The sequence below is a fragment of the Ancylobacter pratisalsi genome (genome assembly GCF_010669125.1).
Taxonomy (GTDB): Bacteria; Pseudomonadota; Alphaproteobacteria; order Rhizobiales; family Xanthobacteraceae; genus Ancylobacter; species Ancylobacter pratisalsi.
On record NZ_CP048630.1, the window covers coordinates 1,617,501 to 1,642,798 of the forward strand.

23 protein-coding genes, 2 tRNA genes and 2 rRNA genes (1 of these 27 only partly in view) are annotated in these 25,298 nt (G+C 64.3%); 5 read left to right on the plus strand and 22 right to left on the minus strand.

The window, feature by feature from the left end; all coding sequences use genetic code 11:
• The 4 genes from G3A50_RS07710 to G3A50_RS07725 form a co-directional block, all read right to left on the minus strand.
• Window positions 1-918 (minus strand): 23S ribosomal RNA (locus G3A50_RS07710) (it extends 1,912 nt beyond the left edge of the window).
• A 345-nt stretch (window positions 919-1,263) separates the two neighbouring features.
• Window positions 1,264-1,339 (minus strand) — tRNA-Ala (locus G3A50_RS07715).
• Between the two features lie 41 nt (window positions 1,340-1,380).
• Window positions 1,381-1,457, minus strand: a tRNA-Ile gene (locus G3A50_RS07720).
• Between the two features lie 197 nt (window positions 1,458-1,654).
• A 16S ribosomal RNA gene (locus G3A50_RS07725) occupies window positions 1,655-3,143 on the minus strand.
• Together the 16S and 23S rRNA genes with 2 tRNA genes alongside form the textbook arrangement of a ribosomal RNA operon.
• A gap of 925 nt (window positions 3,144-4,068) precedes the next feature.
• Here G3A50_RS07725 and G3A50_RS07730 point away from each other — a divergent pair.
• A complete protein-coding gene (locus G3A50_RS07730) occupies window positions 4,069-4,494 on the plus strand; it encodes a cupredoxin domain-containing protein (protein ID WP_163077425.1) in 426 nt (141 codons plus the stop codon).
• A gap of 54 nt (window positions 4,495-4,548) precedes the next feature.
• Window positions 4,549-4,806: a histidine kinase gene (locus G3A50_RS07735; protein WP_210255248.1), complete on the plus strand. Its 258-nt coding sequence runs from the start codon at window positions 4,549-4,551 to the stop codon at window positions 4,804-4,806.
• A 232-nt stretch (window positions 4,807-5,038) separates the two neighbouring features.
• Here G3A50_RS07735 and G3A50_RS07740 read toward each other — a convergent pair whose 3' ends face one another.
• Window positions 5,039-5,302 carry a DUF2934 domain-containing protein gene (locus G3A50_RS07740; RefSeq protein ID WP_163074698.1) on the minus strand — a complete coding sequence of 88 codons (264 nt, stop codon included), beginning with the start codon at window positions 5,300-5,302 and terminating at the stop codon, window positions 5,039-5,041.
• 187 nt (window positions 5,303-5,489) lie between these two features.
• Between G3A50_RS07740 and G3A50_RS07745 the strand changes: the two genes are divergently transcribed.
• Entirely contained in the window at window positions 5,490-6,497 is a 1,008-nt protein-coding gene (locus G3A50_RS07745; RefSeq protein ID WP_163074699.1) for a hypothetical protein, read from the plus strand.
• A gap of 12 nt (window positions 6,498-6,509) precedes the next feature.
• Here G3A50_RS07745 and rpe read toward each other — a convergent pair whose 3' ends face one another.
• The 8 genes from rpe to G3A50_RS07785 all read right to left on the minus strand — a co-directional run bounded on the left by rpe (window position 6,510) and on the right by G3A50_RS07785 (window position 15,476).
• Window positions 6,510-7,181 carry a ribulose-phosphate 3-epimerase gene (rpe, locus tag G3A50_RS07750; RefSeq protein WP_163074700.1) on the minus strand — a complete coding sequence of 224 codons (672 nt, stop codon included), beginning with the start codon at window positions 7,179-7,181 and terminating at the stop codon, window positions 6,510-6,512.
• A 137-nt stretch (window positions 7,182-7,318) separates the two neighbouring features.
• Window positions 7,319-8,263 carry a CbbX protein gene (gene cbbX / locus G3A50_RS07755; protein ID WP_163074701.1) on the minus strand — a complete coding sequence of 315 codons (945 nt, stop codon included), beginning with the start codon at window positions 8,261-8,263 and terminating at the stop codon, window positions 7,319-7,321.
• Between the two features lie 140 nt (window positions 8,264-8,403).
• A complete protein-coding gene (locus tag G3A50_RS07760) occupies window positions 8,404-8,823 on the minus strand; it encodes a ribulose bisphosphate carboxylase small subunit (RefSeq protein ID WP_163074702.1) in 420 nt (139 codons plus the stop codon).
• Between the two features lie 26 nt (window positions 8,824-8,849).
• Window positions 8,850-10,319, minus strand: a complete 1,470-nt coding sequence (locus G3A50_RS07765) for a form I ribulose bisphosphate carboxylase large subunit (protein WP_163074703.1) — start codon at window positions 10,317-10,319, stop codon at window positions 8,850-8,852.
• A 94-nt stretch (window positions 10,320-10,413) separates the two neighbouring features.
• Window positions 10,414-11,499, minus strand: coding sequence for a class II fructose-bisphosphate aldolase (fba, locus tag G3A50_RS07770; protein WP_163074704.1), 1,086 nt, complete (start codon window positions 11,497-11,499; stop codon window positions 10,414-10,416).
• A gap of 16 nt (window positions 11,500-11,515) precedes the next feature.
• Complete coding sequence (tkt, locus tag G3A50_RS07775; RefSeq protein WP_163074705.1) at window positions 11,516-13,546, minus strand: transketolase; 2,031 nt, start codon at window positions 13,544-13,546, stop codon at window positions 11,516-11,518.
• 14 nt (window positions 13,547-13,560) lie between these two features.
• Window positions 13,561-14,436 (minus strand): phosphoribulokinase, encoded by an 876-nt coding sequence (locus G3A50_RS07780; RefSeq protein ID WP_163074706.1) that lies wholly within the window; start codon window positions 14,434-14,436, stop codon window positions 13,561-13,563.
• Window positions 14,437-14,450: 14 nt separating this feature from the next.
• Complete coding sequence (locus G3A50_RS07785; RefSeq protein WP_163074707.1) at window positions 14,451-15,476, minus strand: class 1 fructose-bisphosphatase; 1,026 nt, start codon at window positions 15,474-15,476, stop codon at window positions 14,451-14,453.
• 180 nt (window positions 15,477-15,656) lie between these two features.
• On the opposite strand from G3A50_RS07785, the gene G3A50_RS07790 reads away from it, so the two are divergent.
• On the plus strand, window positions 15,657-16,598 hold the full coding sequence (locus G3A50_RS07790; protein WP_163074708.1) for a LysR family transcriptional regulator: 942 nt from the start codon (window positions 15,657-15,659) through the stop codon (window positions 16,596-16,598).
• Window positions 16,599-16,623: 25 nt separating this feature from the next.
• On the opposite strand, the gene G3A50_RS07795 is transcribed toward G3A50_RS07790, so the two are convergent.
• From G3A50_RS07795 to G3A50_RS07830, 8 genes are all read right to left on the minus strand, one after another.
• Window positions 16,624-16,962 carry a nitrile hydratase accessory protein gene (locus G3A50_RS07795; protein ID WP_163074709.1) on the minus strand — a complete coding sequence of 113 codons (339 nt, stop codon included), beginning with the start codon at window positions 16,960-16,962 and terminating at the stop codon, window positions 16,624-16,626.
• Window positions 16,962-17,327 (minus strand): SH3-like domain-containing protein, encoded by a 366-nt coding sequence (locus G3A50_RS22815; protein ID WP_163074710.1) that lies wholly within the window; start codon window positions 17,325-17,327, stop codon window positions 16,962-16,964. The genes G3A50_RS07795 and G3A50_RS22815 overlap by 1 nt, the downstream gene beginning before the upstream one ends.
• Window positions 17,324-17,665, minus strand: a complete 342-nt coding sequence (locus G3A50_RS22820) for an SH3-like domain-containing protein (RefSeq protein WP_163074711.1) — start codon at window positions 17,663-17,665, stop codon at window positions 17,324-17,326. The genes G3A50_RS22815 and G3A50_RS22820 overlap by 4 nt, the downstream gene beginning before the upstream one ends.
• On the minus strand, window positions 17,662-18,360 hold the full coding sequence (gene nthA / locus G3A50_RS07810; RefSeq protein ID WP_170308632.1) for a nitrile hydratase subunit alpha: 699 nt from the start codon (window positions 18,358-18,360) through the stop codon (window positions 17,662-17,664). Before nthA ends, G3A50_RS22820 begins: the two co-directional genes overlap by 4 nt.
• 222 nt (window positions 18,361-18,582) lie before the next feature.
• Entirely contained in the window at window positions 18,583-19,770 is a 1,188-nt protein-coding gene (rhmD, locus tag G3A50_RS07815) for an L-rhamnonate dehydratase (RefSeq protein ID WP_163074712.1), read from the minus strand.
• 68 nt (window positions 19,771-19,838) lie between these two features.
• Window positions 19,839-21,161, minus strand: a complete 1,323-nt coding sequence (locus G3A50_RS07820; protein WP_163074713.1) for an MFS transporter — start codon at window positions 21,159-21,161, stop codon at window positions 19,839-19,841.
• Between the two features lie 108 nt (window positions 21,162-21,269).
• On the minus strand, window positions 21,270-22,022 hold the full coding sequence (locus tag G3A50_RS07825) for an SDR family NAD(P)-dependent oxidoreductase (RefSeq protein ID WP_163074714.1): 753 nt from the start codon (window positions 22,020-22,022) through the stop codon (window positions 21,270-21,272).
• Window positions 22,023-22,037: 15 nt separating this feature from the next.
• Window positions 22,038-22,883 (minus strand): fumarylacetoacetate hydrolase family protein, encoded by an 846-nt coding sequence (locus tag G3A50_RS07830; RefSeq protein WP_163074715.1) that lies wholly within the window; start codon window positions 22,881-22,883, stop codon window positions 22,038-22,040.
• Window positions 22,884-23,029: 146 nt separating this feature from the next.
• On the opposite strand from G3A50_RS07830, the gene G3A50_RS07835 reads away from it, so the two are divergent.
• On the plus strand, window positions 23,030-23,977 hold the full coding sequence (locus tag G3A50_RS07835; protein ID WP_163074716.1) for a LysR family transcriptional regulator: 948 nt from the start codon (window positions 23,030-23,032) through the stop codon (window positions 23,975-23,977).
• A 7-nt stretch (window positions 23,978-23,984) separates the two neighbouring features.
• Here G3A50_RS07835 and G3A50_RS07840 read toward each other — a convergent pair whose 3' ends face one another.
• The gene (locus G3A50_RS07840) at window positions 23,985-25,244 is read right to left on the minus strand and encodes a serine hydroxymethyltransferase (protein ID WP_163074717.1); all 1,260 of its coding nucleotides are present in this window, start codon (window positions 25,242-25,244) and stop codon (window positions 23,985-23,987) included.
• Between the last annotated feature and the right edge of the window lie 54 nt (window positions 25,245-25,298).

Consider the following 25,298-nt stretch of genomic DNA (forward strand, 5'->3'; position numbering starts at 1 on the left):
ACGCGAGGCACTACCTAAATAGTTTTCGCGGAGAACCAGCTATTTCCGAGTTTGGTTGGCCTTTCACCCCTAGCCACAAGTCATCCGAGACCTTTTCAACGGGCACCGGTTCGGTCCTCCAGTGCGTGTTACCGCACCTTCAACCTGCTCATGGCTAGATCACTCGGCTTCGGGTCTAATCCGACGAACTGAACGCCCTGTTCAGACTCGCTTTCGCTGCGCCTACACCTATCGGTTTAAGCTTGCTCGCCAGACTAAGTCGCTGACCCATTATACAAAAGGTACGCAGTCACCCAGGACGAACCTTGGGCTCCTACTGTTTGTAGGCATCCGGTTTCAGGAACTGTTTCACTCCCCTTGTCGGGGTGCTTTTCACCTTTCCCTCACGGTACTTGTTCGCTATCGGTCGCTGAGGAGTACTTAGGCTTGGAGGGTGGTCCCCCCATGTTCAGACAGGATTTCACGTGTCCCGCCTTACTCGAGGATGAATGTTTGCATTACGTGTACGGGGCTATCACCCACTAAGGCCCGGCTTTCCTGACCGGTTCCACTTGTCGCACATTCACCACTGGCCTGGTCCGCGTTCGCTCGCCACTACTAACGGAGTCTCTGTTGATGTCCTTTCCTCCGGGTACTTAGATGTTTCAGTTCCCCGGGTTCGCTTCAAACCCCTATGTATTCAGGATTTGATACCTTCATGTGATAACTGGAATTCCAAAGCCTTGCGGCCAAGGATCCTTTTGCAAGGAACCCCGAGGCAAGACCTCAGAGTTCCAGTCATCGAAGGTGGGTTTCCCCATTCGGAAATTCACGGATCAAAGCTTGTTCGCAGCTCCCCGTGACTTATCGCAGCGTACCACGTCCTTCATCGCCTCTCAGCGCCAAGGCATCCACCGAATGCCCTTAAGACACTTGATCGTTCTCATCTTCAATGCCCACCCCATAGGAACGAACGAACCTTCTGTGCGGAAGGCTCGGGGGCGAGACGGTTTTGAGAGACCCGTCTCACGGCATCAAAGCTATTCTAAAGACCAGCTTGCTTCGCATTTCATTCAACGACGGTGCGGTCAGGCCCCGACGGACAAATCCACCAGACCCTTGCGGACCCGGTGTTTCATCCCGCCACTCGCGTGGCCGGCTGAATGAATGCTTCTTTACGATGTCAGACAACACGTCCCATCCGCGGCAGAGCCGGCAGACGGACGAATTCAGGTTTTCATGGACAAGCGATAATCCCGCAACTCAACATCCATCCGGGAAGGATGGTGGAGCCAGACGGGATCGAACCGACGACCTCATGCTTGCAAAGCACGCGCTCTCCCAACTGAGCTATGGCCCCGGAGAGCTGCAGCCCGCATGGAAGGCACGCCGCCTGATAGGTGGTGGGCCTGGGAGGACTTGAACCTCCGACCTCACGCTTATCAAGCGCGCGCTCTAACCAACTGAGCTACAAGCCCCTAGCCAACAGTCCAGCCAGGATGACGAGCCAGATGCTCATCGACCCGGCCCAGTGGCCTGGGCTCGTCCATGAAGAAAGAGAAACGAAGACGGCGGCGTCCCGCATGTTGCTCACTGACTGTGAGCTTATATCTAAGAGTTCCGATAGCGCTCCACCAATCCGAAGACCGGCTTCATTCTGAAGGAACATCCTTAGAAAGGAGGTGATCCAGCCGCAGGTTCCCCTACGGCTACCTTGTTACGACTTCACCCCAGTCGCTGACCCTACCGTGGTCGCCTGCCTCTCATTGCTGAGTTAGCGCAGCGCCTTCGGGTAAAGCCAACTCCCATGGTGTGACGGGCGGTGTGTACAAGGCCCGGGAACGTATTCACCGTGGCGTGCTGATCCACGATTACTAGCGATTCCAACTTCATGCACTCGAGTTGCAGAGTACAATCCGAACTGAGACGGTTTTTGGAGATTTGCTAACCCTCGCGAGTTCGCGTCCCACTGTCACCGCCATTGTAGCACGTGTGTAGCCCAGCCCGTAAGGGCCATGAGGACTTGACGTCATCTTCACCTTCCTCGCGGCTTATCACCGGCAGTCCCCCTAGAGTGCCCAACTTAATGATGGCAACTAAGGGCGAAGGTTGCGCTCGTTGCGGGACTTAACCCAACATCTCACGACACGAGCTGACGACAGCCATGCAGCACCTGTGTTCCCGGCTCCGAAGAGAAGAAACCATCTCTGGTAACCGTCCGGGACATGTCAAGGGCTGGTAAGGTTCTGCGCGTTGCTTCGAATTAAACCACATGCTCCACCGCTTGTGCGGGCCCCCGTCAATTCCTTTGAGTTTTAATCTTGCGACCGTACTCCCCAGGCGGGAGGCTTAATGCGTTAGCTGCGCCACTGATGAGCATGCTCACCAACGGCTAGCCTCCATCGTTTACGGCGTGGACTACCAGGGTATCTAATCCTGTTTGCTCCCCACGCTTTCGCACCTCAGCGTCAGTACCGGACCAGTAAGCCGCCTTCGCCACTGGTGTTCTTGCGAATATCTACGAATTTCACCTCTACACTCGCAGTTCCACTTACCTCTTCCGGACTCGAGATACCCAGTATCAAAGGCAGTTCTGGAGTTGAGCTCCAGGATTTCACCCCTGACTTAAATATCCGCCTACGTGCGCTTTACGCCCAGTGATTCCGAACAACGCTAGCCCCCTTCGTATTACCGCGGCTGCTGGCACGAAGTTAGCCGGGGCTTCTTCTCCGACTACCGTCATTATCTTCGTCGGCGAAAGAGCTTTACAACCCTAAGGCCTTCATCACTCACGCGGCATGGCTGGATCAGGCTTGCGCCCATTGTCCAATATTCCCCACTGCTGCCTCCCGTAGGAGTCTGGGCCGTGTCTCAGTCCCAGTGTGGCTGATCATCCTCTCAGACCAGCTACTGATCGTCGCCTTGGTGCGCCTTTACCACACCAACTAGCTAATCAGACGCGGGTTCATCCAATGGCGATAAATCTTTCCCCTTGCGGGCTTATACGGTATTAATTCCAGTTTCCCGGAGCTATTCCGTACCATTGGGCAGATCCCCACGTGTTACTCACCCGTCTGCCACTCCCTCCGAAGAGGGCGTTCGACTTGCATGTGTTAAGCCTGCCGCCAGCGTTCGTTCTGAGCCAGGATCAAACTCTCAAGTTGAATGAGATATTTTGAACCGGCTTAATGTCGCTACGCTCAAACCTCTTGACGAGGTTGGAACTCACCACATCCTTCACAGGATGCGAGGTTCCGAGAACGTAAGACCGCCGAAGTCTCATCCAGCCAACTAACCAGTTTCCCGGTCAGCCGGCCCGCAAGGACCCCGCCGCCTACGTTTCTCTTTCTTCCTATTAACCTGTCAAACAGCACGAGATCCGAGGACCTCTACCCTAAGGGCTACACCCTTAGCGCAACCGACAACCCTTCGTCCGGCGACCGCCGGTCGTTGAAACGACCATCACGTCGAGAGGAACTTCAGAGGAGCGCCAAACCCGCCGTTGCGGTGGCGCCGCGTCGATGGGCGCTTTATAGGACCCACCACTCCGACATGTCAACGCCATTCTCCAAGAAAAATGACACCAACACGACACTAAGGGATAAGTCAGGGCGATCAGAGGAATTCGTGATATTTTATAATTGGTTAGACTGCCACTGCCCGACCAATGGCTCGCCCATACCCCTTCTCGCTGTGGCTCGCCCAGACCTACGCGTCCCGAGAAGCCTTGTCGGATAGGATCCGGGTGCTCGATCAGATCGGCGCCTTCTTCCCGGAAGGCCGGCGCGGGGACGCCCCCCTTCGAAGCTACGTAGCTACTGAGCCGCCCGGATGTGGGGTGACGGACGACGGTCAGCGGATGGTCGCCCTCTGGCTGAGGTAGGGCGGAACCCGCGACTGACGATGCCGGGCTGCCGAGTATTGGGCGGATTTGAATAAAAACTTCATAAGAATCAATATGATAGACAGTTTTCCAGTTGGCGCCTACGCTCCCCGGAACGAATTGAGAGGTGGGATGAGCGCTTTCTCCCGCGACACTCAGCATAAGGAGAGGAACGTATGACCGCGCCCGTCATGAATCGTCGTCACATGCTCGCCATTGGCACAGCCGGTGTCATTAGCCTTGCTGGCGCCACAGGGGCACTCGCCAAAGATATCGCCAAAGGCCGCGAGAGGTTGCCGGAAATCGTGCTCGGTGACACCAACGGCAATGACTACGCCGTGCCGGTGAAGGACATCACGATGGAGGGCGGGAAGTCCTATCAACTCGACGTCACATCGAATGGCGGCAAGGAATACAAGTTCATGGCGCCGGAGTTTTTCCGGATGATCTGGATGAACCAGATCGTCATCAACCATCTGGAAATCCACCCTTACGGCGCGCCGCACCACATCGAATTTGACGACGAAGGCACGATCTCGCTCGAATTCGTCGCGATCCGCACCGGCACCTACAAATGGTGGATCGAGGGGCTGGAAGAGAAGGGCATGCACGGCACGCTGACCGTGAAATGAGCACCGGCAATCACATAAGCAGCCGGCCATAATCACTCCAGGGAGGAACCTACAATGAAGACCATGCTCTCGGCGGCCTTACTCGCGGCCAGCACTCTCATCGCAACGACGGGCCTTGCTTCCGCCGACGATGCGAAGGACTGCACTGACGGCGTTGCCATGATCAAGGCGGAGATTGCCAAGGCTCCCCCCAAGTCAACGCTCGACAAGCTGAACAAGGCACTCCGCGGCGCCCAACGCGAACTCGGCGAGAAAGAGTATGACGAATGCCTGGACTTCGTCCGTGACGCACAGAAGGCCGTAAAAAAATAGGCGAGAGAATTGGGGCGCGGATAGAGCCAAACGCGCGCCCGCCGCTCTCAACAGGTGGCGACCTTCTCCCCCTCGTACCGGCGGGAAAGAACTGGGCGTGCGCTCCTGCGGCGTCCAGTTAGCCTCTCCGCCGCTGTGGCGGCAGAATAGCTGCTGTAGCGGCCCCGCCGGATAGGCTCGGCGACATGCTCATTTCCCGGCGCCGCGCCGTTGCTGTTCCAGAGTGCACGGCTCATCCCGTCGGTTGAGAATTGCCGTCTTCATCACTGCCCACAGGAGGCAGGATGCCGGTTCCCGGCGTTGCATCCTCGTTTGTGAGATCAGCGCGGGCGTGGGGGCCTGCACTGGGCACTGAGAATTCTTGGGCCGCGGCGTGCTCGCCCTTCACAAGTTGATGCTTTTGCATCCAGGCTGCGAGTTCCGAACCTTCCGGACGCCCTTCGGCGATCCATGTCATGTAGGCGGCCTCGCGCACGTCCTGTTCGATTCGTCCCATAATGGACCTCCTCGCGCTTCGCGCTCCTGTCATCCTTTAGAAAACCGCCTGGCGGAGCCCATGGTTCCCCGCGTCCCGTGCAAAAGAAGCGAGCCGGGTGCGAAACGCGGCTGGCTCGGCTAAAAGCATGATGTTCGCCTCCGGGTTTCCACGCGTTCAGCGGAGCGAACAGAGGCGGGAGTACGAGATGACAGACAGCAGCGATCCGCAGGCACCCTCGCCACAGATGCAGGAACGCCCGCTCGACACCCCTGCCCCCGAGCCGACGGCACCCGATTCGGCCATTGCAGAACCGACGCCCACCGAAAAAGCTGCACCCGAGCGGAGCGTGCCGGAACGTCCCGCACCGGCGCACGCGCGCCAGGCGCACGCCTCAAGCCGTACTAAAGGTCCTCCGCAAGACCCCGAAGCCTTCCACCGCTGGATCGAGATCGAGCGGCTGAAGGTCGAGATGCGCCGACTGGAGCTGGACTCGCGACGCCTCGACGCGCCGATTCCCACGAAGGAGCCGCAACGGCGCACAAGTTCGCACCTGACCATTGCCACGACTGCAGCGTTCGCACTGACACTGCTTCTGCTGATCGCAGCGCTCATCCAGATCGCGTTGCTGCGGAGCGAAATTGGTGCACTGCGCGGCGCCCAAGCGGCCGTCGAACAGCGGCTCGACGACCGACTTGCTGCGTTGCTTGAAGCGAGGCTGGCGGAGATGAAGCCAACGTCGCCGGCACCCATGGTTGCCGCGTCCACGGCTCCGGCGCTCCCGCAGGCAGCATCTCCTGTGACCGAGGCGGCCTCGGGCGCTGGCGGCGTCGCGCCCGCCGAACAGCAGACCCCCGCCGAGGAAGCGGCACCCGCCGTGCCCGAGCCACCCGCGAAGCCTGCAAAACTTGGTACCGGCTATGTGGTGAGGATGTTCGCGCCAACCGGAGCCGTACCCGCGGCGCGGGTGGAGGCCTTCACCAACATATTGAAAGGTGCGGGGTTTGAAGTGGTGGTTTCGGATTCCGGAGTTGTTCAGCCCACCGCCAATACACTGGCCTACCATGCGGAAGCTGCTGGCGTGGCCGAGAAATTGGCGACCCTCGTCCAGTCCAAGCGCCCGGCGCTCGACCTCGAACTGAGAACCTCGCCCTCGATCCCCGAGAATGCGAAGCAGGTGCTTATCCTCAACGTGACCGAGGGCGCGCTGAACTGAGGACGGGCCGGACTATGCCGCTGCGGCGGGTCGCTCGCCCGCGGCGCGTATGGCCGCGATGTTGGCGCGATAGCCATCGACGCCATCCTTGAACACCGCCGACCCCGCCACCAGCACATTCGCCCCGGCCGCGACGCAGAGCGCTCCGGTTTGAGGATTGACCCCACCATCGATTTCCAGGTGGATCGGGCGTTCACCGATCATGGCCCGCAGGCGATAGACCTTGGGCAGTACGTCATGGATGAAGGCCTGCCCGCCAAAGCCGGGATTGACGGTCATGGCGAGAATGAGATCGACCTTGTCAAGAACGTAGGCCACCGCGCTCTCGGGCGTCGCCGGGTTCAGCACCACGCCTGCCTTCTTGCCCAGCGAGCGAATGAGCTGGAGGCAGCGATCCAGGTGATGCGTGGCTTCCGCCTGCACGGTGATGATATCCGCGCCGGCCTTGGCGAATGCCTCGATATACGGCTCGACCGGTTCGATCATCAGATGGACGTCGAATGTCCGGTCGGTGTGCGGGCGCATGGCCTTGATCACATCGGGGCCGAACGTGATGTTCGGCACGAAGTGGCCGTCCATGACATCGAGATGGATCCAGTCCGCGCCAGCCGCAGTAACATCGCGAAGCTCATCGCCGAGACGGGAAAAGTCGGATGCGAGCATGGAAGGAGCGATGAGCGTCATGGGTATTGTCTCCAATGAATTGGGCGCCGCCCGCCGGATGTCATGGCCCTTTGAAGCAAAGGCCTTCGCACCCTTGGCGATGCGCCGGAGTCAACGCGGCGAGGCCAGGGCATCCTGGTCGATGACGGACCGGGTCCTCACGTCGAGGGCAGCGGCGGATAGCTGTCGATGCCCCCGGAGAACACCCGGCTGGCGAGAATGTCTTCGGCTTCGATGGTCGTCAGGTCGCGCGCAGTGACCGGGCGCGCGCTGGCGAACAGACGGTTGGCCTGGCGCAATCGCGCGCGGTCCAGCGCGTTGCGGATCGAGCGACCATTGGCGAAATGGAGCTGATCCATGCGCAGCCCGACATAACGATGGAAGGCTTCTTCGGCGGCCGGACTGAGCGTGTAGTTCATGGCATCGAGAATGCGACCGCCGATCGCTTCGAGTTCCTCGCCCGTGTAGTCGGGAAAGTCGATGTGGTGGGCGACGCGCGAACGAAAGCCGGGATTCGCGGTGAAGAAGCGCTCCATCCGGTCGCCATAGCCGGCGAGGATGACGACAAGATCGTCGCGCTGGTTCTCCATCACCTGAAGCAGGATCTCGATCGCCTCCTGCCCGTAGTCGCGTTCGTTCTCGGGACGATACAGATAGTAGGCCTCGTCGATGAACAGCACGCCACCCATGGCGCGTTTCAGCACTTCCTTGGTCTTTGGCGCGGTGTGGCCGATGTACTGACCGACAAGATCATCGCGCGTTACCGTGACGAGGTGTCCCTTGCGCACATAGCCCAGCCGATGAAGGATTTCGGCCATGCGCAGGGCAACCGTAGTCTTGCCGGTCCCGGGATTGCCGGTGAAGCTCATGTGGAGCGTCGGGCTCACCGCCTGCAGGCCGAAATGGGCGCGGGCGCGATCCACGAGAAGAAGCGAGCCGATTTCCCTCAGCCGCTTCTTTACCGGGCCGAGACCAACGAGGTCGGCATCGAGTTCACCCAGCACCTGTGCCAGCCCGCTCTGCGTGAATTCGGCCTGAAGGTCGATCGCCTCGTCTCCCGCCGTGGTGGTGGCGGTCGGCGGCATGTCGATGATGGCATCCATGAGGATCGCTCCCGCTCGGTTTGGTGAAGGAAAGAGGACCGGTTCCGGGCGCGGCATTCCGGAACCGGTCCTTCGCGGCCGGGGAGGAAACCAGGCGGCCGCGATAGTCCGTCGGGGGAGTAGTGGGAGACCGACGGATCTCAGTAACGCGCGCCCTCCGGGCGTTCGGTCGCATAGGCGCGCGTCGTGTAGCGGATGGACCGGCCGTCGATTTCCTGCCGGTCGAGTGAGAAACCAGGCTCGGCGGCGGGCCGATCGCTGATGAAGGACAAGCGCAGCGATTCCCAACCATGGGTGGGATCGAACGCGCTCATGCGGATGTAGTACCGGCCGGCATAGGCCTTGCGGCACTCGTTCAGCTCGAACATGACGCCGGCGGCGTCACGCACGTCGAACATCGGCATGCCCCACATTTCCCAATAGGTGTTGCGGGGATGAGGATCGTCGGTGAACTCGATGTTCACCGCCCAGCCCTGGTCGATGCAGTACTGGGCCTGCTTGCCGATCTGCTCGTCCGTGAGGTCCGGCAGGAAGGAGAAGGCTCCCTGAGTGATGCGCATGGTGGTGTCTCCTGATCTGTCGGGCTTCACTCGGCCGCGGTTGCCTGCGGCACGAAGTCGGGCGTGTCGGTCGAGGTGTAGTTGAAGGTCACGTCCTTCCACGTCTCCAGCGCCTGCTTCAGCGGCAGGCAGTGGCGGGCGGCTTCCTTCAGGATTTCCGGGCCCTCATGGAGGATCTCGCGGCCCTCATTTCGGGCCAGAATCATCGCCTCAAGCGCCACGCGGTTTGCGGTCGCACCCGCCTGGATGCCCATCGGGTGGCCGATGGTGCCGCCACCGAACTGCAGCACGACATCCTCGCCGAGCAGATCGATGAGCTGGTGCATCTGGCCGGCGTGGATGCCGCCGGAAGCAACCGGCATCAACTTGCGGGTCGAGGCCCAGGGCTGATCGAAGAACACGCCGTGGGCGAGGTTCTGCGGGACGAAATCCTCGCGACAGATATCGTAGTAGCCCTTGGTGGTGTGGGGGTCGCCCTCGAGCTTGCCCACCACGGTGCCGGCGTGGATGTGGTCGACACCGGCGAGGCGCATCCACTTGGCGATGACGCGGAACGAAACGCCATGCGACTTCTGCCGTGTGTAGGTCGAGTGCCCGGCACGGTGCAGGTGAAGGATCATATCATTGCGACGTGCCCACTTCGCCATGGACTGGATCGCGGTGTAGCCGATGACAAGGTCGATCATGACGATGTTCGACCCGAGACTCTTGGCGAAGTCGGCGCGCTCGTACATGTCCTCCATCGTGCCGGCGGTCACGTTGAGGTAGGTGCCCTTGATCTCGCCGGTCGAAGCCTGCGCCTTGTTGACCGCCTCCATGCAGTACAGGAAGCGCTCGCGCCAGTGCATGAAGGGCTGCGAGTTGATGTTCTCGTCGTCCTTGGTGAAGTCGAGGCCGCCCTTCAACGCTTCGTAGACCACACGGCCATAGTTGCGGCCGGACAGGCCGAGCTTGGGCTTCACGGTGGCGCCAAGCAGGGGACGACCGAACTTGTCGAGTCGCTCACGCTCCACCACGATGCCGGTAGCGGGCCCATCGAAGGTCTTCACATAGGCGACCGGCAGGCGCATGTCCTCAAGGCGCAGCGCCTTGAGCGGCTTGAAGCCGAACACGTTGCCGATGATCGAGGCCGACAGGTTGGAGATCGAGCCCGGCTCGAACAGGTCGAGATCGTAGGCGATATAGGCGAACCAGGAGCCGGGGGAATTCGGCACCGGATCGACGCGGTAGCACTTCGCCCGGTACTTGTCGCAGGCGGTCAGACGGTCGGTCCACACCACCGTCCATGTCGCCGTCGAGCTCTCGCCGGCAACTGCGGCCGAGGCCTCGATGGGATCGACGCCGTCCTGCGGGGTGACGCGGAACAGGGCGATGACATCGGTGTCCTTGGGCTCGTAGTCGGGCTGCCAGTAGCCCATCTTGCGATATTCCATCACGCCGGCGCTGTAGCGGCTGCGAGGCTTTTCAGCGGATGTGGTCTTGTCGATCGCGTTCATCGATCTGCTCCGTTCAAATGGGGCGAGGCTCACACGCGGTGGTCGCGCCAAGCCGATTTGCGTTTCCGTGCAGGAGGGCGAATGGCCGCCCTCGCTATTCCGCCGCGACCCGGGCGCTGCCGATCACCGGATCGAGCGCACCGCTGGCGTAGCGCTTGGCCATGGCGGCCAGCGGCAAAACCTTTATTTTCGAGGCGTTCCCGGCGGTACCGAACTGTTCGAACCGGTCCCGGCAGAGCTGTTGCATCTCGTCCATTGCGGGCTTCAGGAACTTGCGGGGATCGAACTCCGCCTTCGACCCTTGAGCGACCTTCCGGAACTGTGCGGTCATGGCCAGACGGCAATCGGTGTCGATATTCACCTTGCGCACGCCATGCCGGATGCCGCGCACGATCTCCTCGACCGGCACGCCCCAGGTCTGGGGCATCTCGCCGCCGGAGGCATTGAACAGGTCCTGCAAGGCCTGCGGCACCGAGGATGAACCGTGCATGACAAGGTGCACGCCGGGTAGCCGGCGGTGGATCTCCTCGATCACACGCATGGCGAGGATGTCGCCGTCGGGCTTGCGCGAGAATTTGTAGGCACCGTGCGAAGTGCCCATCGCGATGGCGAGGGCGTCGACCCGGGTCGCGGCGACGAAGTCCACCGCCTGGTCGGGATCGGTCAGCAACTGCTCATGGGAGAGCTCGCCCTCCGCGCCGTGACCATCCTCCTGCTCACCGGCGCCGTGCTCCAGCGAGCCAAGGACGCCGAGTTCGCCCTCGACCGAAGCGCCAACCCAGTGCGCGGCGTCCACCACGCGGCGAGTGATGGCGACGTTGTAGTCGTAGTCGGCCGGGGTCTTGGCGTCCTCCTTCAGCGAGCCGTCCATCATCACCGAGGTGAAGCCGTGCTGGATCGCGGAAAGACAGGTCGCCTCGTTGTTTCCGTGATCCTGATGCATGCAGACCGGGATCGAGGGATACATCTCGGTCAGGGCGTCGATCATCCGCGACAGCATGATATCGCCGGCATAGGAGCGCGCGCCGCGGCTGACCTGCATGATGACGGGAGCATCGACCGCCTGCGCCGCTTCCATGATGGCGATGCCCTGCTCCATGTTGTTGATGTTGAAGGCGGGCACGCCGTAGCTGAACTCGGCGGCGTGATCGAGAAGCTGGCGAAGTGTGATGCGGGCCATTGGCTTTTCCTCAGGCTCAAGCGCAGGTCAGGAGGTCGCAGGTCGCGTCGACCACCGCCTCCGGTGTGATGTTGAAGTGCTGGTAAAGCTCGGGCGCTGGCGCCGAGGCTCCGAAGCCGGTCATGCCGACAAAGCGGCCGCGCTCACCGATCCAACGATCCCAGCCGAGCCGGCCGGCCGCCTCGATGGCGACACGCGGAGCGACGCCGAGCACGCCCCGGCGATAAATCTCGCTCTGCTTCTCGAACAGTTCCCAGCACGGCATCGAAACCACGGCGGCGTCGACATCGCGCAAGGCCAACATGTCCGCCGCTTTGAAGGCGAGTTCGACTTCCGAGCCCGTGGCCAACAGCGTCACGTCGCGGCGGCGGCGGGGCTTGCGGGCGACATAGGCGCCGTAGCCGGTGAGGTTCTCCTCACTATGCTCGGTACGGAAGGTCGGCAGGTTCTGCCGTGAGAGGGCAAGCACCGAGGGCGCTGCCTCGCAGTGCAGGGCAAGTTGCCAGGCCTCCAGCGTTTCCACCGCGTCGGCGGGCCGGAACACGTTGATGTTCGGCGTCGCCCGCAGCATGGCGAGATGCTCGACAGGCTGATGCGTCGGCCCATCTTCGCCCAGGCCGATGGAGTCGTGCGTCATCACATAGATCACGCGCTGGCCCATCAGGGCGGAGAGCCGCATGGCGCCGCGGGCGTAGTCGGAGAACACCAGAAAAGTGCCGCCGTAGGGAATGAAGCCGCCATGCAGGGCAAGGCCGTTCATCACCGCCGCCATGGCGTGCTCGCGAATGCCGTAGTGCAGGTAGCGCCCGCTGTAGTCTCCGGGTGCGACAGAGACCTGACCCTTGGTATGGGTGAGGTTGGAATGGGTGAGGTCGGCCGAGCCGCCGATGGTGAGATCGGTGGCGCTGTTGATGACGCCGAGCACCATTTCGGAGGCCTTCCGGCTCGCGACCTTGGGTGCTTCCTCACTCAACATCCTCTTGTAGGCGTTCAGCTTTTCGTCAAAATCCGCCGGCAGCTCGCCGCCGGTCGCGGCCTCGAAATCGGCGCGGCGGCCGGAGATTGCGAGACGACGTTCCCAGGCCTCGCGGGACGCCCGGCCACGCTCGGCGACCTGCGACCAGGCCGCGCGCACCTCGCCAGGCACCTCGAAGGGCGGATGGTTCCACCCCAGCCTTTCGCGCGCGCCCTCGATCTCCGCGGCGCCCAGCGGGGCGCCATGGGCGGATTCACTGCCCGCCTTTGTAGGGGCGCCGAAACCGATCGTGGTCCGGCAGGCGATGAGCGTGGGGCGGTCGCAGGCGCGGGCCTCGGCGATGGCGTCGACCACCGCGTGATAGGCCTGTCCGTCGACGCTGATCACGTTCCAGCCGGCGGCGCGGAAGCGGGCGGGCTGGTCCATCGAGGTCGACAGGGAGGTCCGTCCGTCGATGGAAATTCCGTTGTTATCCCAAAGCACTATCAGCTTTGAGAGCTTCAGGTGCCCGGCGAGGTCGATGGCTTCGTGGCTGATGCCTTCCATCAGGCAGCCATCGCCGGCGAGGACATAGGTGTGATGGTCCACCAGCTCGTCGCCAAAGCGGGCGTTCATCATGCGCTCGGCGAGCGCCATACCGACCGCCGTGGTCAGCCCCTGGCCAAGCGGACCTGTCGTGGTCTCCACGCCAAGGGTGTGGCCGTGCTCGGGATGACCGGCGGTGATGGCGCCAAGCTGCCGGAAACGCTTGAGTTCCTCGATCCCCATGTCGGAATAACCGAGCAGGTGATGGATGGCGTAGAGCAGCATCGAGCCATGGCCGGCGGACAGAATGACCCGGTCGCGGTCGGCCCAGTCCGGGCGGGAGGGGTCGATCTTGACGAAGCGCGAGAACAGCGCCGTGGCGGCGTCGGCCATGCCCATCGGCATGCCGGGATGCCCGGACTTCGCCGCCTCGACCGCGTCCATGGTCAGCGCCCGAAGGGCATTCGCCATGTCGTCATGCGGCAGGTCGATGGGGCTCGTGTGGCGGAGTGTCGGTTCGGTGTGTGCAGTGTGGCGCGTCAACATGGTTCCCTCCCGGCTCACGCGGCTCGGCGCTTCTTCTCGACGAGGTGAAGGATCATCGGGGTGAGGATGAGCTGCATCGCGATGTCGAGCTTGCCGCCCGGGATCACGATGGAATTAGCGCGCGACATCCACGAGCCCTGGATCATCGAGAGCAGGTACGGGAAGTCGATGCCGCGCGGGCTCTTGAAGCGGATCACCACGATGGATTCGTCCGCCGTCGGTATCCAGCGCGCGATGAACGGGTTCGAGGTGTCGACCGTCGGCACGCGCTGGAAGTTGATGTCGGTATGGGTGAACTGCGGGCAGATGTAGTTCACGTAGTCGGGCATGCGCCGCAGGATGGTGTCCGTCACCGCCTCGGTGGAGTAGCCGCGATGGGACCGGTCGCGATGGATTTTCTGAATCCATTCGAGATTGATCACCGGCACGACGCCGATTTTCAGGTCCGCGTAGCGGGCGACGTCGATGTTGCCGCTCACCACCGCGCCGTGAAGGCCCTCGTAGAACAGCAGGTCCGTCGGCGTCGGGATCAGCTCCCAGGGGGTGAAGGTGCCCGGCTCGCCGCCATATTCGGCGGCCTCCTTCTCGTCGTGCACATAGTGGCGGAACTTGCCGGTGCCGGTCTTGGAGTAGGAACGGAAGGTCTCCTCCAGCTCCTCGAACAGGTTCGAATCGGGTCCGAAATGGCTGTAGTGATTGTTGCCGCGCACGGACTCCTCCCCCATGACGCGCCGCATCTCGGCGCGGTCGTAGCGGTGGAAGGCGTCGCCCTCGATATAGGCGGCGGCGACGTCCTCGCGGCGGAAGATCTGCTCGAAGATCCGCCGCACCGATGTCGTGCCCGCCCCCGAGGAACCGGTGACGGAGATGATGGGATGGTGAATGGACATGTGAACCTCTCCCCTCAGGCGCGCAGCAGGCCGCGACGGCCAAACAGGGGCGAACGCTCGGGCATGTTCGAGGCGCTCTGGTTGTAGCGGGAGACACGCTCGACCTCGCCGCGCGAGCCGAACACCAGCGGCACGCGCTGGTGCAGGCTTTCGGGCACGATATCGAGGATGCGCTGAAGGCCGTCGGTCGCCGCGCCCTGCGCCTGTTCCATCAGGAAGGCGATGGGATTGGCTTCATAGACCAGCCTCAGCCGGCCCTGCCCGTAGCCGCGCCGGGCGTCGCCCGGATAGAGATAGATGCCGCCGCGCACCAGGATGCGGTAGGCATCGGCGACCATGGAGGCGACCCAGCGGGTGTTGAAATCGCGGTCCCGCGGCCCTTCCGAACCGGTCAGGCAATCCTCCACATAGGAACGCACCGCCCGGTCCCAGTGCCGCGCATTGGAGCTGTTGATGGCGTATTCGGAGGTCTCGGCCGGCACCTGGGCCTCGGCCTCGATCAGCCGGAACTGGCCGAAGGGGCGATCCAGCACAAAGAGATGCGTCCCCATGCCCAGGGTCAGCGCCAGCGCGACCTGCGGCCCGTAGAGCAGGAAGCCGGCGGCAAGCTGCTGCGAGCCCGGCTGGAGCAGCGCATCGGCGCCGATATGGGGCAGCACGGTGAAGATCGTGCCCACGCTCAGATTGGTGTCGATGTTCGACGAGCCGTCGAGCGGATCCACCGCCACCGCCAGCGTGCCGGCGGGGTTGAGCTCGATGGGCTCTTCCATCTCTTCGGAGCCGAGCAGGGCGACGGGCGCGGCGCGGAGCGCATCGCGCACCATCTCGTCCGCCACGACGTCGAGCTCCTTCTGGCTGTCGCCATCGGTGTGATAGCCGCGCACCTGGGCCATGGCACCGGCCAGCGGGCCGGCGGACAAAAGCTCGGCAAGCGAGCGCCCGGCATTGGCCAGGGCGAGAACGGTCGTCGCAACGTCGCGACGCAGAGGATCAGAACCGGCCCACCCGTCAAGGTGGTCCTGCAAGGTCCGGGTTGTCATGGCGTTTCCCCAGTTTTTGTGAGGGCTTGTGCCCTTGGCGTGTCATTTCCGTTAGGCCTTCGAGCGGGGGACCCGAAGCGGCGGACGCCTCTTGTTGTGCTCAATCTGCCTGAGTTGATCGAATAAGGAAATTCGAATAATCTTTTCTAGAAATTCAATTTATCTGAAATGTAATGCCGCATGCGTAATGCCACGCTCAAGCAGCTTCGGGCGGTCGCCGCCATCGTCGAAACCGGAACGGTCACTGCCGCCGCGCGGAAGCTGAACGTCACGCCGCCGGCGGTGACGATGCAGGTGCAGCAGCTTGAGGAACATCTCGGCCTGCCGCTGCTCGATCGGGCCGGTGACCGCTTTCAGCCCAGCGCCGCGGGCCGCGAGGTGCTGGCGGCGGTGGCGCGGATCGAGCAGGCGATGGCCGATTGCGGCGCCGCGCTGGATGCCATGCGCGGGCTGCGCGCGGGACGGGTCGATGTCGGGCTGGTGTCGACGGCGAAGTATTTCGCGCCCGCCGCGCTCGGCGCCTTCGCCCGGCAGCATCCGGGCATCGATGTCTCGCTCGTGGTCGGCAACCGCGAGGAAATGATCGCGGCCCTGCGCAGCGACGCCATCGACGTCGCCATCATGGGTCGCCCGCCGGTCGATATCGAGGTCGACAAGACGCTGATCGGCAACCATCCGCACCTGATGATCGCGCCGGTGGACCACCCGCTGATCGGGCGCCGCGTACCGGCGAGCGTGCTGGCCAATGCGAGCTTCCTGAGCCGGGAACCCGGTTCGGGCACGCGCGGGCTGATGGAGAAGTTTTTCCAGGAATCGGGCATCGAGCCGCGCATCGCCATGGAGATCGGCTCGAACGAGACCATCAAGCAGGCGGTGATGGCGGGGCTGGGACTTGCCTTCATCTCGGCCCACACCATCGCCGCCGAGGTCGATGATGGGCGGCTGGCCATTCTGGACATCGAGGGACTGCCGGTGGTCCGGCAATGGTTCGTGGTCAAGCGCACGGCCAAGCGGCTCACCCCGCCGGCCGCCGCGCTGGCCGAATTCCTCGGCCGGCGCGGGGCGGAGTTCCTGCCCGATGCGCAATCGGCGACGCTGAAAAAGCAGATGCCAAAAAGCTGATCGCTCCGTCCCCGGCGGGCGATGCTCACACGGCGGGAACGCGCCCCGGCACCACGGCGATCGGCTCGGTGCGCGCGGTGTGGTGATGGTCCTGCGCCCGGTAGCTGATGACCGCGAGCGACTGGGCCAGCAGCTCCGCCTCGTCCACAAGCCCGGTCTCGGTCAGCAGATCGAGCGCGGCGCGGGTCCAGCAATGATAGTAGGGCTCGTCGGGATGGGCGTGGATCTCGCGGCTGAGGCGATCGGCGAAGTCGCGCCATTCGAACAGGCCGCTCTTGTGCAGTTCCACCACCATGGCGAAGATCTGTGCTTCCCACGGCGCGGCGAACACCTGCGGGGCTTCGCAATCGGGCAGCGCGGACATCAGACCTCCCCCCCGTCGGCGGGCTGCAGATAGCTGTCCCACAGGTCGATCAGCAGGCTGTCCCGCGCCGGCGCGTCTTCGCCCCACAGCTCGCGCATGGTGAAGCGCACGGAGTAGCAATATTCCGGCGTGCTCTCGTCGCCGAGCGCGCGGCGGTCGGGATAGGCATGCATGCCATGCACCTGCACGATCTCGCCCCGCTTGCCGCGGCAATAGCGCGGCAGGCGGGTATGGGTGCGCGGGTGCATGTTGCGCGTCACCACCGCCTGGCCGACCGCGAAGGCCGGCGCGTGCGGGGGCGGATCGACCCGCGTCGAGGCCCCGGCCTCCAGCATCGCGATGATCTGCTCGGGTCCCGGCCTCATGTGGGCACGCCCCCGGACATGGTGGCGGCCGCGCCCACGCGGCCGACCTCGGCCTCGTATTCCGCCGGGCTCATCACGCCCTTCTCGACCATGAGCCGGGCGACCGCGAACCACCACTGCTCGTAATAGGAGCGGGTGAGGTAGCGCGAGGGTTCGAGCCGCTCACGGGCCTGCCGGAAATCCTCGTCGGTGAACAGCCCGCCGATGATGGTGGCCATGAACACCGCGCACATGCGCCGCTCCCACTGGCTCTTGAACACCGGCTCGGTGCCGTCATAGCCCTCGGGAATGATGCGCCCGAAGCCGTCGGCGCCGCCGCAGTCGTGAACCGAGTTCATGCCGCTTCTCCCGCCACGTCACCCGGCGCGAGCGCCTCGCGCACGCCGATCATGGAGTCGCGGGTGACCAGCGCGGCGAGCGCCTCCTCATCCATGCCCTCGGTGCCGGCCGGACGGCGCGGCAGGACCATGTAGCGGATCTCGGAATTGCTGTCCCAGACACGGATCTCGGTGGTCTCGGGAAGATGGGTGCCGAACTCCTCCAGCACCCCGCGCGGATCGCGCACGACGCGCGAGCGGTAGGGCATGCTCTTGTACCAGACCGGCGGGAGGCCGAGCACCGGCCACGGGTAGCAGGAACACAGGGTGCAGACGACGATGTTGTGCACCGCCTCGGTGTTCTCGGCCACGACCATGTGCTCGCCCTGGGCGCCGGTATAGCGAAGCTCGGCGATGGCGGCGGTGGCGTCGGACAGGAGGCGCTGCTTGTAGGCGGGGTCCACCCAGGCACGGGCGACGACACGGGCGCCGTTGCGCGGCCCGACCTTGGTCTCGTAGAAATCGACCACGGCGTCGAGCGCCGTCGGGTCGATAAGCCCCTTGCGCGCCAGCAGCTCCTCCAGCGCCTTCACCCGCACCCCGATATCGACCTCGCCAAGCGAGGTCAGCATCGCCTCGGCGGAAGGCGCGGGGTCGTGGTGATGGTCGTGCCCGTGGTCGTGGTGATGCGCGTCATCAAGGTGGCGGTCCGGCATCGCATTTCCCGTCGGTTCAACGAAAGCCCGCGGCCGAATCACTCCGGCACGGCCCCGATGAAAACAAGAATTGCGCCAGTTGACCGCTCAATCGACCACATTCCCGAGGGAAACCCCGGAAATGTGCTGGCAGACCAGCAAATAGGATGATCGGCCGCAGCCGGGGGGCCACGGCCGATAGGTATTATTGAACTCCCGCGTTTCGCCGCCGTGGCGAAACGTTCAGCTCATTGCATAAGGACGGTGCAACGGCACATCCGGATTGAGGCGCACGCCGAAGCCCGGCCTGTCGAGCGCGCTGGCCTTCATCCGCCCGTTCACCGGCACCGGCTCGTCGAGCAGGAGCGGGGTGAACATCGGCACCACCTGGTCGGGCACCGGGTGCATCATCAGGAACTCGGCGAAGGGCGAGTTCTGCCGGGTGATGACGAAGTGGTAGCTGTAGACCGAGGAGCCATGGGGCACGACCAGCTTGGAATGGGCGTCCGCCAGCGCCGAGATCTTGATCAGCTCGGTCACGCCGCCGCACCAGCCGACATCGGGCTGTATGATGTCGCAGCAGTCCATCTCCAGCAGCATGCGGAAGCCCCAGCGGGTGGCCTCATGCTCGCCGGTGGTGACCAGCATGCCCTTCGGCACGTTCTTCTTCAGCTCGGCATAGCCCCAGTAGTCGTCGGGGGAGAGGCACTCCTCGATCCACTTCAGCCCGTACTCATGGGCCTTGTGGGCGAGCCGGGTGGCGTAGTTGACGTCGAGGCTCATCCAGCAGTCATACATCAGCCAGAAGTCGTCGCCGGTGCGCTCGCGCATGGTGGCGAGCAGCTCGATGTTCTTGGCGAGCCCCTCCTCGCCCTCGGCGGGAACGTGGTGAAGCGGCAGCTTGCCGCCGATGAAGCCCATCTGCTTGGCAAGGTCGGGCCGCGCGCCGGTGGCGTAGAACTGCAGTTCGTCGCGCACGGGCCCGCCGAGCAGCGCGTGGACCGGCTCCTTGCGCACCTTGGCGAGCAGGTCCCACAGCGCCAGGTCGACGCCGGAAATGGTGTTCAGCACCACGCCCTTGCGGCCGTAATACTGGGTGGCGAAATACATCTGGTCCCAGATCTTCTCGATCTCGGTGACCTTGCGCCCGATGAGGAAGCGGGCGAGGTGCTTCTCGACGATGAAGGCGCCGATCTCGCCCGCCGTGGTGACGGCGAAGCCCACCGTGCCGTCATCGGCCTCGATCTCGACCACCAGCGTGCCGAGCACGTTGATGCCGAAGCTCTGCCGGCTCTGGCGGTATTCGGGATACTTGCCCATCGGCGTGCCGATGTGGTCGTCGATCCAGTGGCCCGAACCCTGGTCGTGATAGTCCGCGCCGCCGCCGCGGACGGTGAAGGCACGCACGGCCTTGATCGTCGGCATGGTCATGATTGTCGAAGCTCCCGGAAGAACAGGCCCGCGACCGTCCGCTCGGGAACGGTCGCGGGAATTCGAACTCAGCGGTTGGTGGCGGGGGCCACCGCCTCGCGGCGCTCGCGGCCGACACCGATGGCGGCGAGGGCAAACACCAGCAGCGCGCCGATCAGCGTCGTGCCCGCCAGCAGGTACAGGCCCGCCGAGGTGGACTGGAACGACTGCTCCGCCCAGGTCTTGACGTTCGGCGCCACGAAGCCGCCGAGCGAGCCGAGCGAGTTGATGAGCGCGATGCCGCCCGCCGCGGCGACGCCGCCGAGATAGCCGGTCGGCAGGGTCCAGAAGATCGGCTGCACCGAGATGAAGCCGGCGGCCGCGAAGCACAGCGCGATCATCGACAGCAGCGGCGAGGCCGAGGCCACGGAGGCGGCGATGCCGGCGGCGCAGACCACCAGGATGCCGCCGGCGAACAGGCGGCGCTCACCGGTGCGGTCCGACCAGCGCGGCAGGTAATAGGTGGCCAGCAGCGCGCAGATCCACGGGATCGCTGTCACGAAGCCGACTTCAAGGCCGACATTGGTGCCGAGCAGACCCGCGACCTGGGTCGGCAGGTAGAACACCACCCCGTACACGCTCATCTGGATGATGAAGTAGATCAGCGCGAAATAGAGCACCCGTCCGCTGGCGAGCGCGGCCAGCGTGCTGCGCGGGCCGTGGCTCTGCTTGGAGCTTTCCTCGGCGTTCAGCGCCTTGGCGAGCTCGGACTTCTCGGACGCCGACAGCCACGTCGCATCGGCCGGCTTGTTGTCGAGGTAGAAATAGGCCCAGACGCCGACGATGGTGGCAAGGAGGCCTTCCACCATGAACATCCACTGCCAGCCATGCAGGCCGCCCAGCCCCTGGAACTCCAGCAGCAGGCCGGACAGCGGCGAGCCGAAGATGAAGGCGAGCGGCGCGCCGAAATAGAACAGACCCATGGCCCGGCCGCGCGCGAAGGAGGGGAACCAGTAGGTGAGGTACAAGATCACGCCGGGGAAGAAGCCGGCTTCCGCGACGCCGAGCAGGACGCGCAGGGCGTAGAAGGTCATCTCGTTATGGGCGAACATCATCGCCGCCGAGATCAGACCCCATGTCACCATGATGCGGGCCATCCAGATCTTGGCGCCGACGCGGTGCATGATGAGGTTCGAGGGTACCTCGAACAGGGCGTAGCCGAGGAAGAAGATGCTGGCGCCCAGCGCGAAGGCGGCGTCCGAAATGCCGGTGTCCGCCTGGAACGCCTTCTTGGCGAAGCCGACATTGGCGCGGTCGAGGAACGCCAGCACATACATCAGCAGCAGGAACGGCAGCAGCCGCTTCGTGACCTTGTCGATCGTGGAAAGAAGTGTCGGTGTCTGCGCGACCATTCGGGCGCCCTCCTTGTTCGATGGACATGCGTCGCTCTTGCGCCCGAACGAGGTCCGGGCGCTGCGATCTTCTTGGTTTTTTGAAGGGCCGGAAGTTTCGCGGCGCCTTTAGTAGACGGCTCGGCCGCCGGAGATGTCGAAGACGGCGCCGGTTGAGAAGGCGCAGTCCTCGGAAGAGAGCCAGGCGATGAGGCCGGCGGCCTCGTCGACGGCGAGAAAGCGGTTCATCGGGATCTTCGAGAGCATGTAGTCGATATGCTCCTGCTTCATCTGGTCGAAGATCTCAGTCTTCGCCGCCGCCGGGGTGATGGCGTTGACGAGGATGTTGGAGGTCGCCAGTTCCTTGCCCAGCGACTTGGTGAGGCCTATCAGCCCGGCCTTGGAGGCCGAGTAGTGCGAGGCGGTGGGGTTGCCTTCCTTGCCGGCGATCGAGGCGACGTTGACGATGCGCCCCCAGCCGTTCTTCAGCATGGCGGGAACCACCGCCTTGCAGGTGAGGAACGGGCCGACGAGGTTGACGTCGACCACCCGGCGCCAGGTGTCGGTGTCCAGTTCCCACAGCCTGGCGTTGCCGCCGGTGATGCCGGCATTGTTGACCAGGATGTCGATCTTGCCATGCGTGCCGGCAACCGCCTCGGTGGCTGCCGTGACGGAGGCCTCGTCGGTCAGCTCGACGACATGGGTCGACACCGTGCCGAGCGGGGAGAGCGCGGCCTTCGCCTCATCGAGCCGGGCGGCATCGATGTCCCACAGTGCGACCGCGGCGCCCGATTTGAGCATGCGCTCGGCCGTGGCGTAGCCGATGCCGCGCGCGCCGCCGGTGATGATGGCGACGCGGCCCTTGAGGTCGATGGAGTTCATGGAGGCTGCTCGCTCTTACGCCGCCGGGACGGTGGTCTGGCTCTGCTCGCCAAGGCCGGAAATGGCCAGGCGCATGGTCTGGCCGGCCTTGAGATAGACCGGCGGCTTCTGCCCCAGCCCGACGCCCGGAGGCGTGCCGGTGGAGATGACGTCGCCCGGCTGCAGGCTCATGAACTGGCTGATGTAGCTGACGATGGTCGGCACGTTGAAGATCATCGTGCGGGTCGAGCCGGTCTGGTAGCGCTTGCCGTCGACCTCCAGCCACATGTCCAGCACGTGCGGATCGGTGATCTCGTCGGTGGTCACCAGCCAGGGCCCCATCGGCCCGAAGGTGTCGCAGCCCTTGCCCTTGTCCCACTGGCCGCCGCGCTCGATCTGGAAGGCGCGCTCGGACACGTCGTTGACGACGCAATAGCCGGCCACGTGATCATAGGCGTCTTCGACAGAGACGTATTTGGCGGTCTTGCCGATGACGATGCCGAGCTCGACCTCCCAATCGGTCTTCACCGACGTGCGGGGGATCTCGACATTGTCATAGGGACCGACGATGCAGCTGGTGGGCTTCATGAACAGCACCGGCTCGTCGGGGATCGGCATGCCGGCCTCTTCCGCGTGGTCGGTGTAGTTCAGCCCGACGCAGACGAACTTGCCAACCTTCCCCACGCAGGCGCCGATGCGGGGATTGCCCTCGACCGCCGGAAGCGAGGCCGGATCGATGGCGCGGATCTTCGCTAGTGCCTCAGGCAGCAGCGCCTCTCCGGCGATGTCGGACACATGCGCAGACAGGTCGCGCAGCGTACCGCTGGCGTCCACAATGCCGGGGCGCTCCTGCCCGATGGCGCCGTAACGAACGAGTTTCATGTAACAGACCTCCCCAGAACACGCGCTCTGACCGCGGCGCACTTTTGTTGATTGAGCCGTAGCGGTAAAGGCGATAACTGAATAATGAAAATTCGGACTTATCTCATTCCATTTGATTATCGGAACGGGTGACGATCGGAGCAGTCATGGCCCCACCTCTCCTGAGTGCGCTCATCGGCCGGTTGCGCTTCAAGCACCTGCGCCTTGTGGACGCCCTCGCCCGTGGCGGCAATCTGCACCGGGTGGCGGCGGAAATGCACATGACGCAGCCGGCGGCGTCCAAGATCCTGAAGGATGCCGAACTGATCCTGGGCGCGCCGCTTTTCGAGCGGCGCCCGCGCGGAATGGTGCCGACGGAAATCGGTGGCTTCGCGGCGGATTATGCCGCGCGCATGCTGCGGGCGGCGGAGAGCTTCACCGACGGCATGGACAATCTGAAAGCCGGCGGCTTCGGGGCGCTCTCCATCGGCGCCATCATGGCGACGACGCCGGGCCTGCTGCCGCGCGCCATTGCCGAGCTGAAGCAACGGCGGCCGCTGATGACGATCCGCCTGCTGGCCGCCACCAGCGACATCCTGCTTGCCGCGCTGAGCCGCGACGAGATCGCGCTCGCGGTGGGCCGGCTCACCCAGCCCGAGGATGCGCTCGCCTTTCACATCGAGCCGCTGGCGTCGGAGGAACTGTGGATCTTCGCCGCCGCCGACCATCCCCTCGCCCGGCGCCCGGCCATCACGCTCGGGGAGACCGCGCGGCTGGCCTGGGTGCTGCAGCCCAAGGGCAGCCCGATGCGGCGGCTGCTCGACCGCACCTTCGCCGAGCAGGGCGTCGGCTCGCTGGACAATTGCGTGGAGACCACCTCGATCTTCGCGACGCTGCATCTGGTGCGCGAGGCGGGCATGATCGCATGCCTGCCCAAGTCGATCCTGGTGGAAGGGGTGACGAGCGGCACCTTCTCCCGGCTTCCCATCGAACTGACCCATGATCTCGGCCCGCTCGGCATCATCACCCGGCGCGGCGAGACGCCCTCCGCCAACGCGGCCGATTTCATCGACGTGCTGCGGACGATGAGGACCCTCCCCCCGTCCCTCGCCTGAGCCGGAGTCAGTAGATCGGAAAGCGCGCGCAGAGTTCGCGGACCTGCCGGGCGACATCGGCGATCAACGCCGCGTCGTCGGGGGCCTTCACCACCGCCGCGATGAAGCCGGCGATGGTTGCGAACTCGGCGGTGCCGAAGCCGCGCGCCGTGCCCGCATTGCTCGACAGCCGCAGGCCCGACGGCGCCTCGGGCGGGCGCGGATCGAACGGGATGAGGTTCTTGTTGACGGCAAGGCCGGCCTTTTCCAGCGCCTTGGCGGCGATGTCGCCGGTGACGCCGATGGTGGACAGATCCACCAGCATGAGGCCGCAATCCGTGCCCCCGCCCACCAGCCGCAGGCCCGCGGCGGAAAGGCTCATAGCCAGCATCCGCGCATTGTCGAGCACGGCCTGGTTATAGGCGGCGAATTCCGGGCGCAGCGCCTCTCCGAAACAGGCCGCCTTGGCGGCGACGGCGTGCATCATCACCGACCCCTGCACGCCGGGGAAGATGCCGTAATTGATGCGGTCGGAAAGCGCGGGATCGTTCCACAGCACGAAGCCGCCGCGCGCGCCGCGCAGCGACTTGTAGGAGGTCGAGGTCACGACATGGGCGTGGGGAAAGGGATGGGGGTAGAGCCCCGTCGCCACCAGTCCGGCGAAATGGGCCATGTCGACCATGAACAGCGCACCGACCTCATCGGCGATGGCGCGCATGCCGGCAAAGTCGAGCGCGGCCGGATAGGCCGAACCGCCGGCGACGATGAGCCTCGGGCGATGCGCCAGAGCCAGGGCGCGCAGGGCGGCAAGCTCGATGGTCTCGCTCTCCCGGCACACCCCGTAGCGCACGATGGTGTAGTCGCGCCCGGTCAGCGTCGCCGGATGGCCGTGGCTGATATGCCCGCCCGCCGCCGTGTCCATCGACAGAATGGTGTCGCCCAGCTTCAGCAGGCCGAGGAAGACGCCGGCATTGGCGTTGGAGCCGGAATGGGGCTGCACATTGGCGAAGGCACAGCCGAACAGCCGCGTCACCCGCTCCACCGCCAGCGCCTCTATCGCGTCGGCGAATTCCGCCCCGCCATAGTAGCGGCCATAGGGCAGGCCCTCGACGGTCTTGTTGGTGAGAACCGAGCCCTGCGCTTCCAGCACCAGACGCGAGACGATGTTTTCCGAGGCGATGAGCTCGATGCCCTGGCGCTGGCGGGCAAGCTCGCCGCCGATCGCGCGCTCCAGCTCGGGGTCGGCCTCAAGGCCTTGCGAAAAGTAGCCGGCGTGAAGCGTGGACATCGGCACCTGCAGCCTCCGGAGGCCGGCGAGCAGAGGGAGGCGCGCGCAGCGGAA

Excerpts from the sequence above, each read along its gene's own strand:
- G3A50_RS07730 (WP_163077425.1), top strand. The coding sequence starts at position 4,069 with ATGCTCGCCATTGGCACAGCCGGTGTCATTAGCCTTGCTGGCGCCACA.
- G3A50_RS07735 (WP_210255248.1), top strand. The coding sequence starts at position 4,549 with ATGAAGACCATGCTCTCGGCGGCCTTACTCGCGGCCAGCACTCTCATC.
- G3A50_RS07740 (WP_163074698.1), bottom strand. The coding sequence starts at position 5,302 with ATGGGACGAATCGAACAGGACGTGCGCGAGGCCGCCTACATGACATGG.
- G3A50_RS07745 (WP_163074699.1), top strand. The coding sequence starts at position 5,490 with ATGACAGACAGCAGCGATCCGCAGGCACCCTCGCCACAGATGCAGGAA.
- rpe (WP_163074700.1), bottom strand. The coding sequence starts at position 7,181 with ATGACGCTCATCGCTCCTTCCATGCTCGCATCCGACTTTTCCCGTCTC.
- cbbX (WP_163074701.1), bottom strand. The coding sequence starts at position 8,263 with ATGGATGCCATCATCGACATGCCGCCGACCGCCACCACCACGGCGGGA.
- G3A50_RS07760 (WP_163074702.1), bottom strand. The coding sequence starts at position 8,823 with ATGCGCATCACTCAGGGAGCCTTCTCCTTCCTGCCGGACCTCACGGAC.
- G3A50_RS07765 (WP_163074703.1), bottom strand. The coding sequence starts at position 10,319 with ATGAACGCGATCGACAAGACCACATCCGCTGAAAAGCCTCGCAGCCGC.
- fba (WP_163074704.1), bottom strand. The coding sequence starts at position 11,499 with ATGGCCCGCATCACACTTCGCCAGCTTCTCGATCACGCCGCCGAGTTC.
- tkt (WP_163074705.1), bottom strand. The coding sequence starts at position 13,546 with ATGTTGACGCGCCACACTGCACACACCGAACCGACACTCCGCCACACG.
- G3A50_RS07780 (WP_163074706.1), bottom strand. The coding sequence starts at position 14,436 with ATGTCCATTCACCATCCCATCATCTCCGTCACCGGTTCCTCGGGGGCG.
- G3A50_RS07785 (WP_163074707.1), bottom strand. The coding sequence starts at position 15,476 with ATGACAACCCGGACCTTGCAGGACCACCTTGACGGGTGGGCCGGTTCT.
- G3A50_RS07790 (WP_163074708.1), top strand. The coding sequence starts at position 15,657 with ATGCGTAATGCCACGCTCAAGCAGCTTCGGGCGGTCGCCGCCATCGTC.
- G3A50_RS07795 (WP_163074709.1), bottom strand. The coding sequence starts at position 16,962 with ATGTCCGCGCTGCCCGATTGCGAAGCCCCGCAGGTGTTCGCCGCGCCG.
- G3A50_RS22815 (WP_163074710.1), bottom strand. The coding sequence starts at position 17,327 with ATGAGGCCGGGACCCGAGCAGATCATCGCGATGCTGGAGGCCGGGGCC.
- G3A50_RS22820 (WP_163074711.1), bottom strand. The coding sequence starts at position 17,665 with ATGAACTCGGTTCACGACTGCGGCGGCGCCGACGGCTTCGGGCGCATC.
- nthA (WP_170308632.1), bottom strand. The coding sequence starts at position 18,360 with ATGCCGGACCGCCACCTTGATGACGCGCATCACCACGACCACGGGCAC.
- rhmD (WP_163074712.1), bottom strand. The coding sequence starts at position 19,770 with ATGACCATGCCGACGATCAAGGCCGTGCGTGCCTTCACCGTCCGCGGC.
- G3A50_RS07820 (WP_163074713.1), bottom strand. The coding sequence starts at position 21,161 with ATGGTCGCGCAGACACCGACACTTCTTTCCACGATCGACAAGGTCACG.
- G3A50_RS07825 (WP_163074714.1), bottom strand. The coding sequence starts at position 22,022 with ATGAACTCCATCGACCTCAAGGGCCGCGTCGCCATCATCACCGGCGGC.
- G3A50_RS07830 (WP_163074715.1), bottom strand. The coding sequence starts at position 22,883 with ATGAAACTCGTTCGTTACGGCGCCATCGGGCAGGAGCGCCCCGGCATT.
- G3A50_RS07835 (WP_163074716.1), top strand. The coding sequence starts at position 23,030 with ATGGCCCCACCTCTCCTGAGTGCGCTCATCGGCCGGTTGCGCTTCAAG.
- G3A50_RS07840 (WP_163074717.1), bottom strand. The coding sequence starts at position 25,244 with ATGTCCACGCTTCACGCCGGCTACTTTTCGCAAGGCCTTGAGGCCGAC.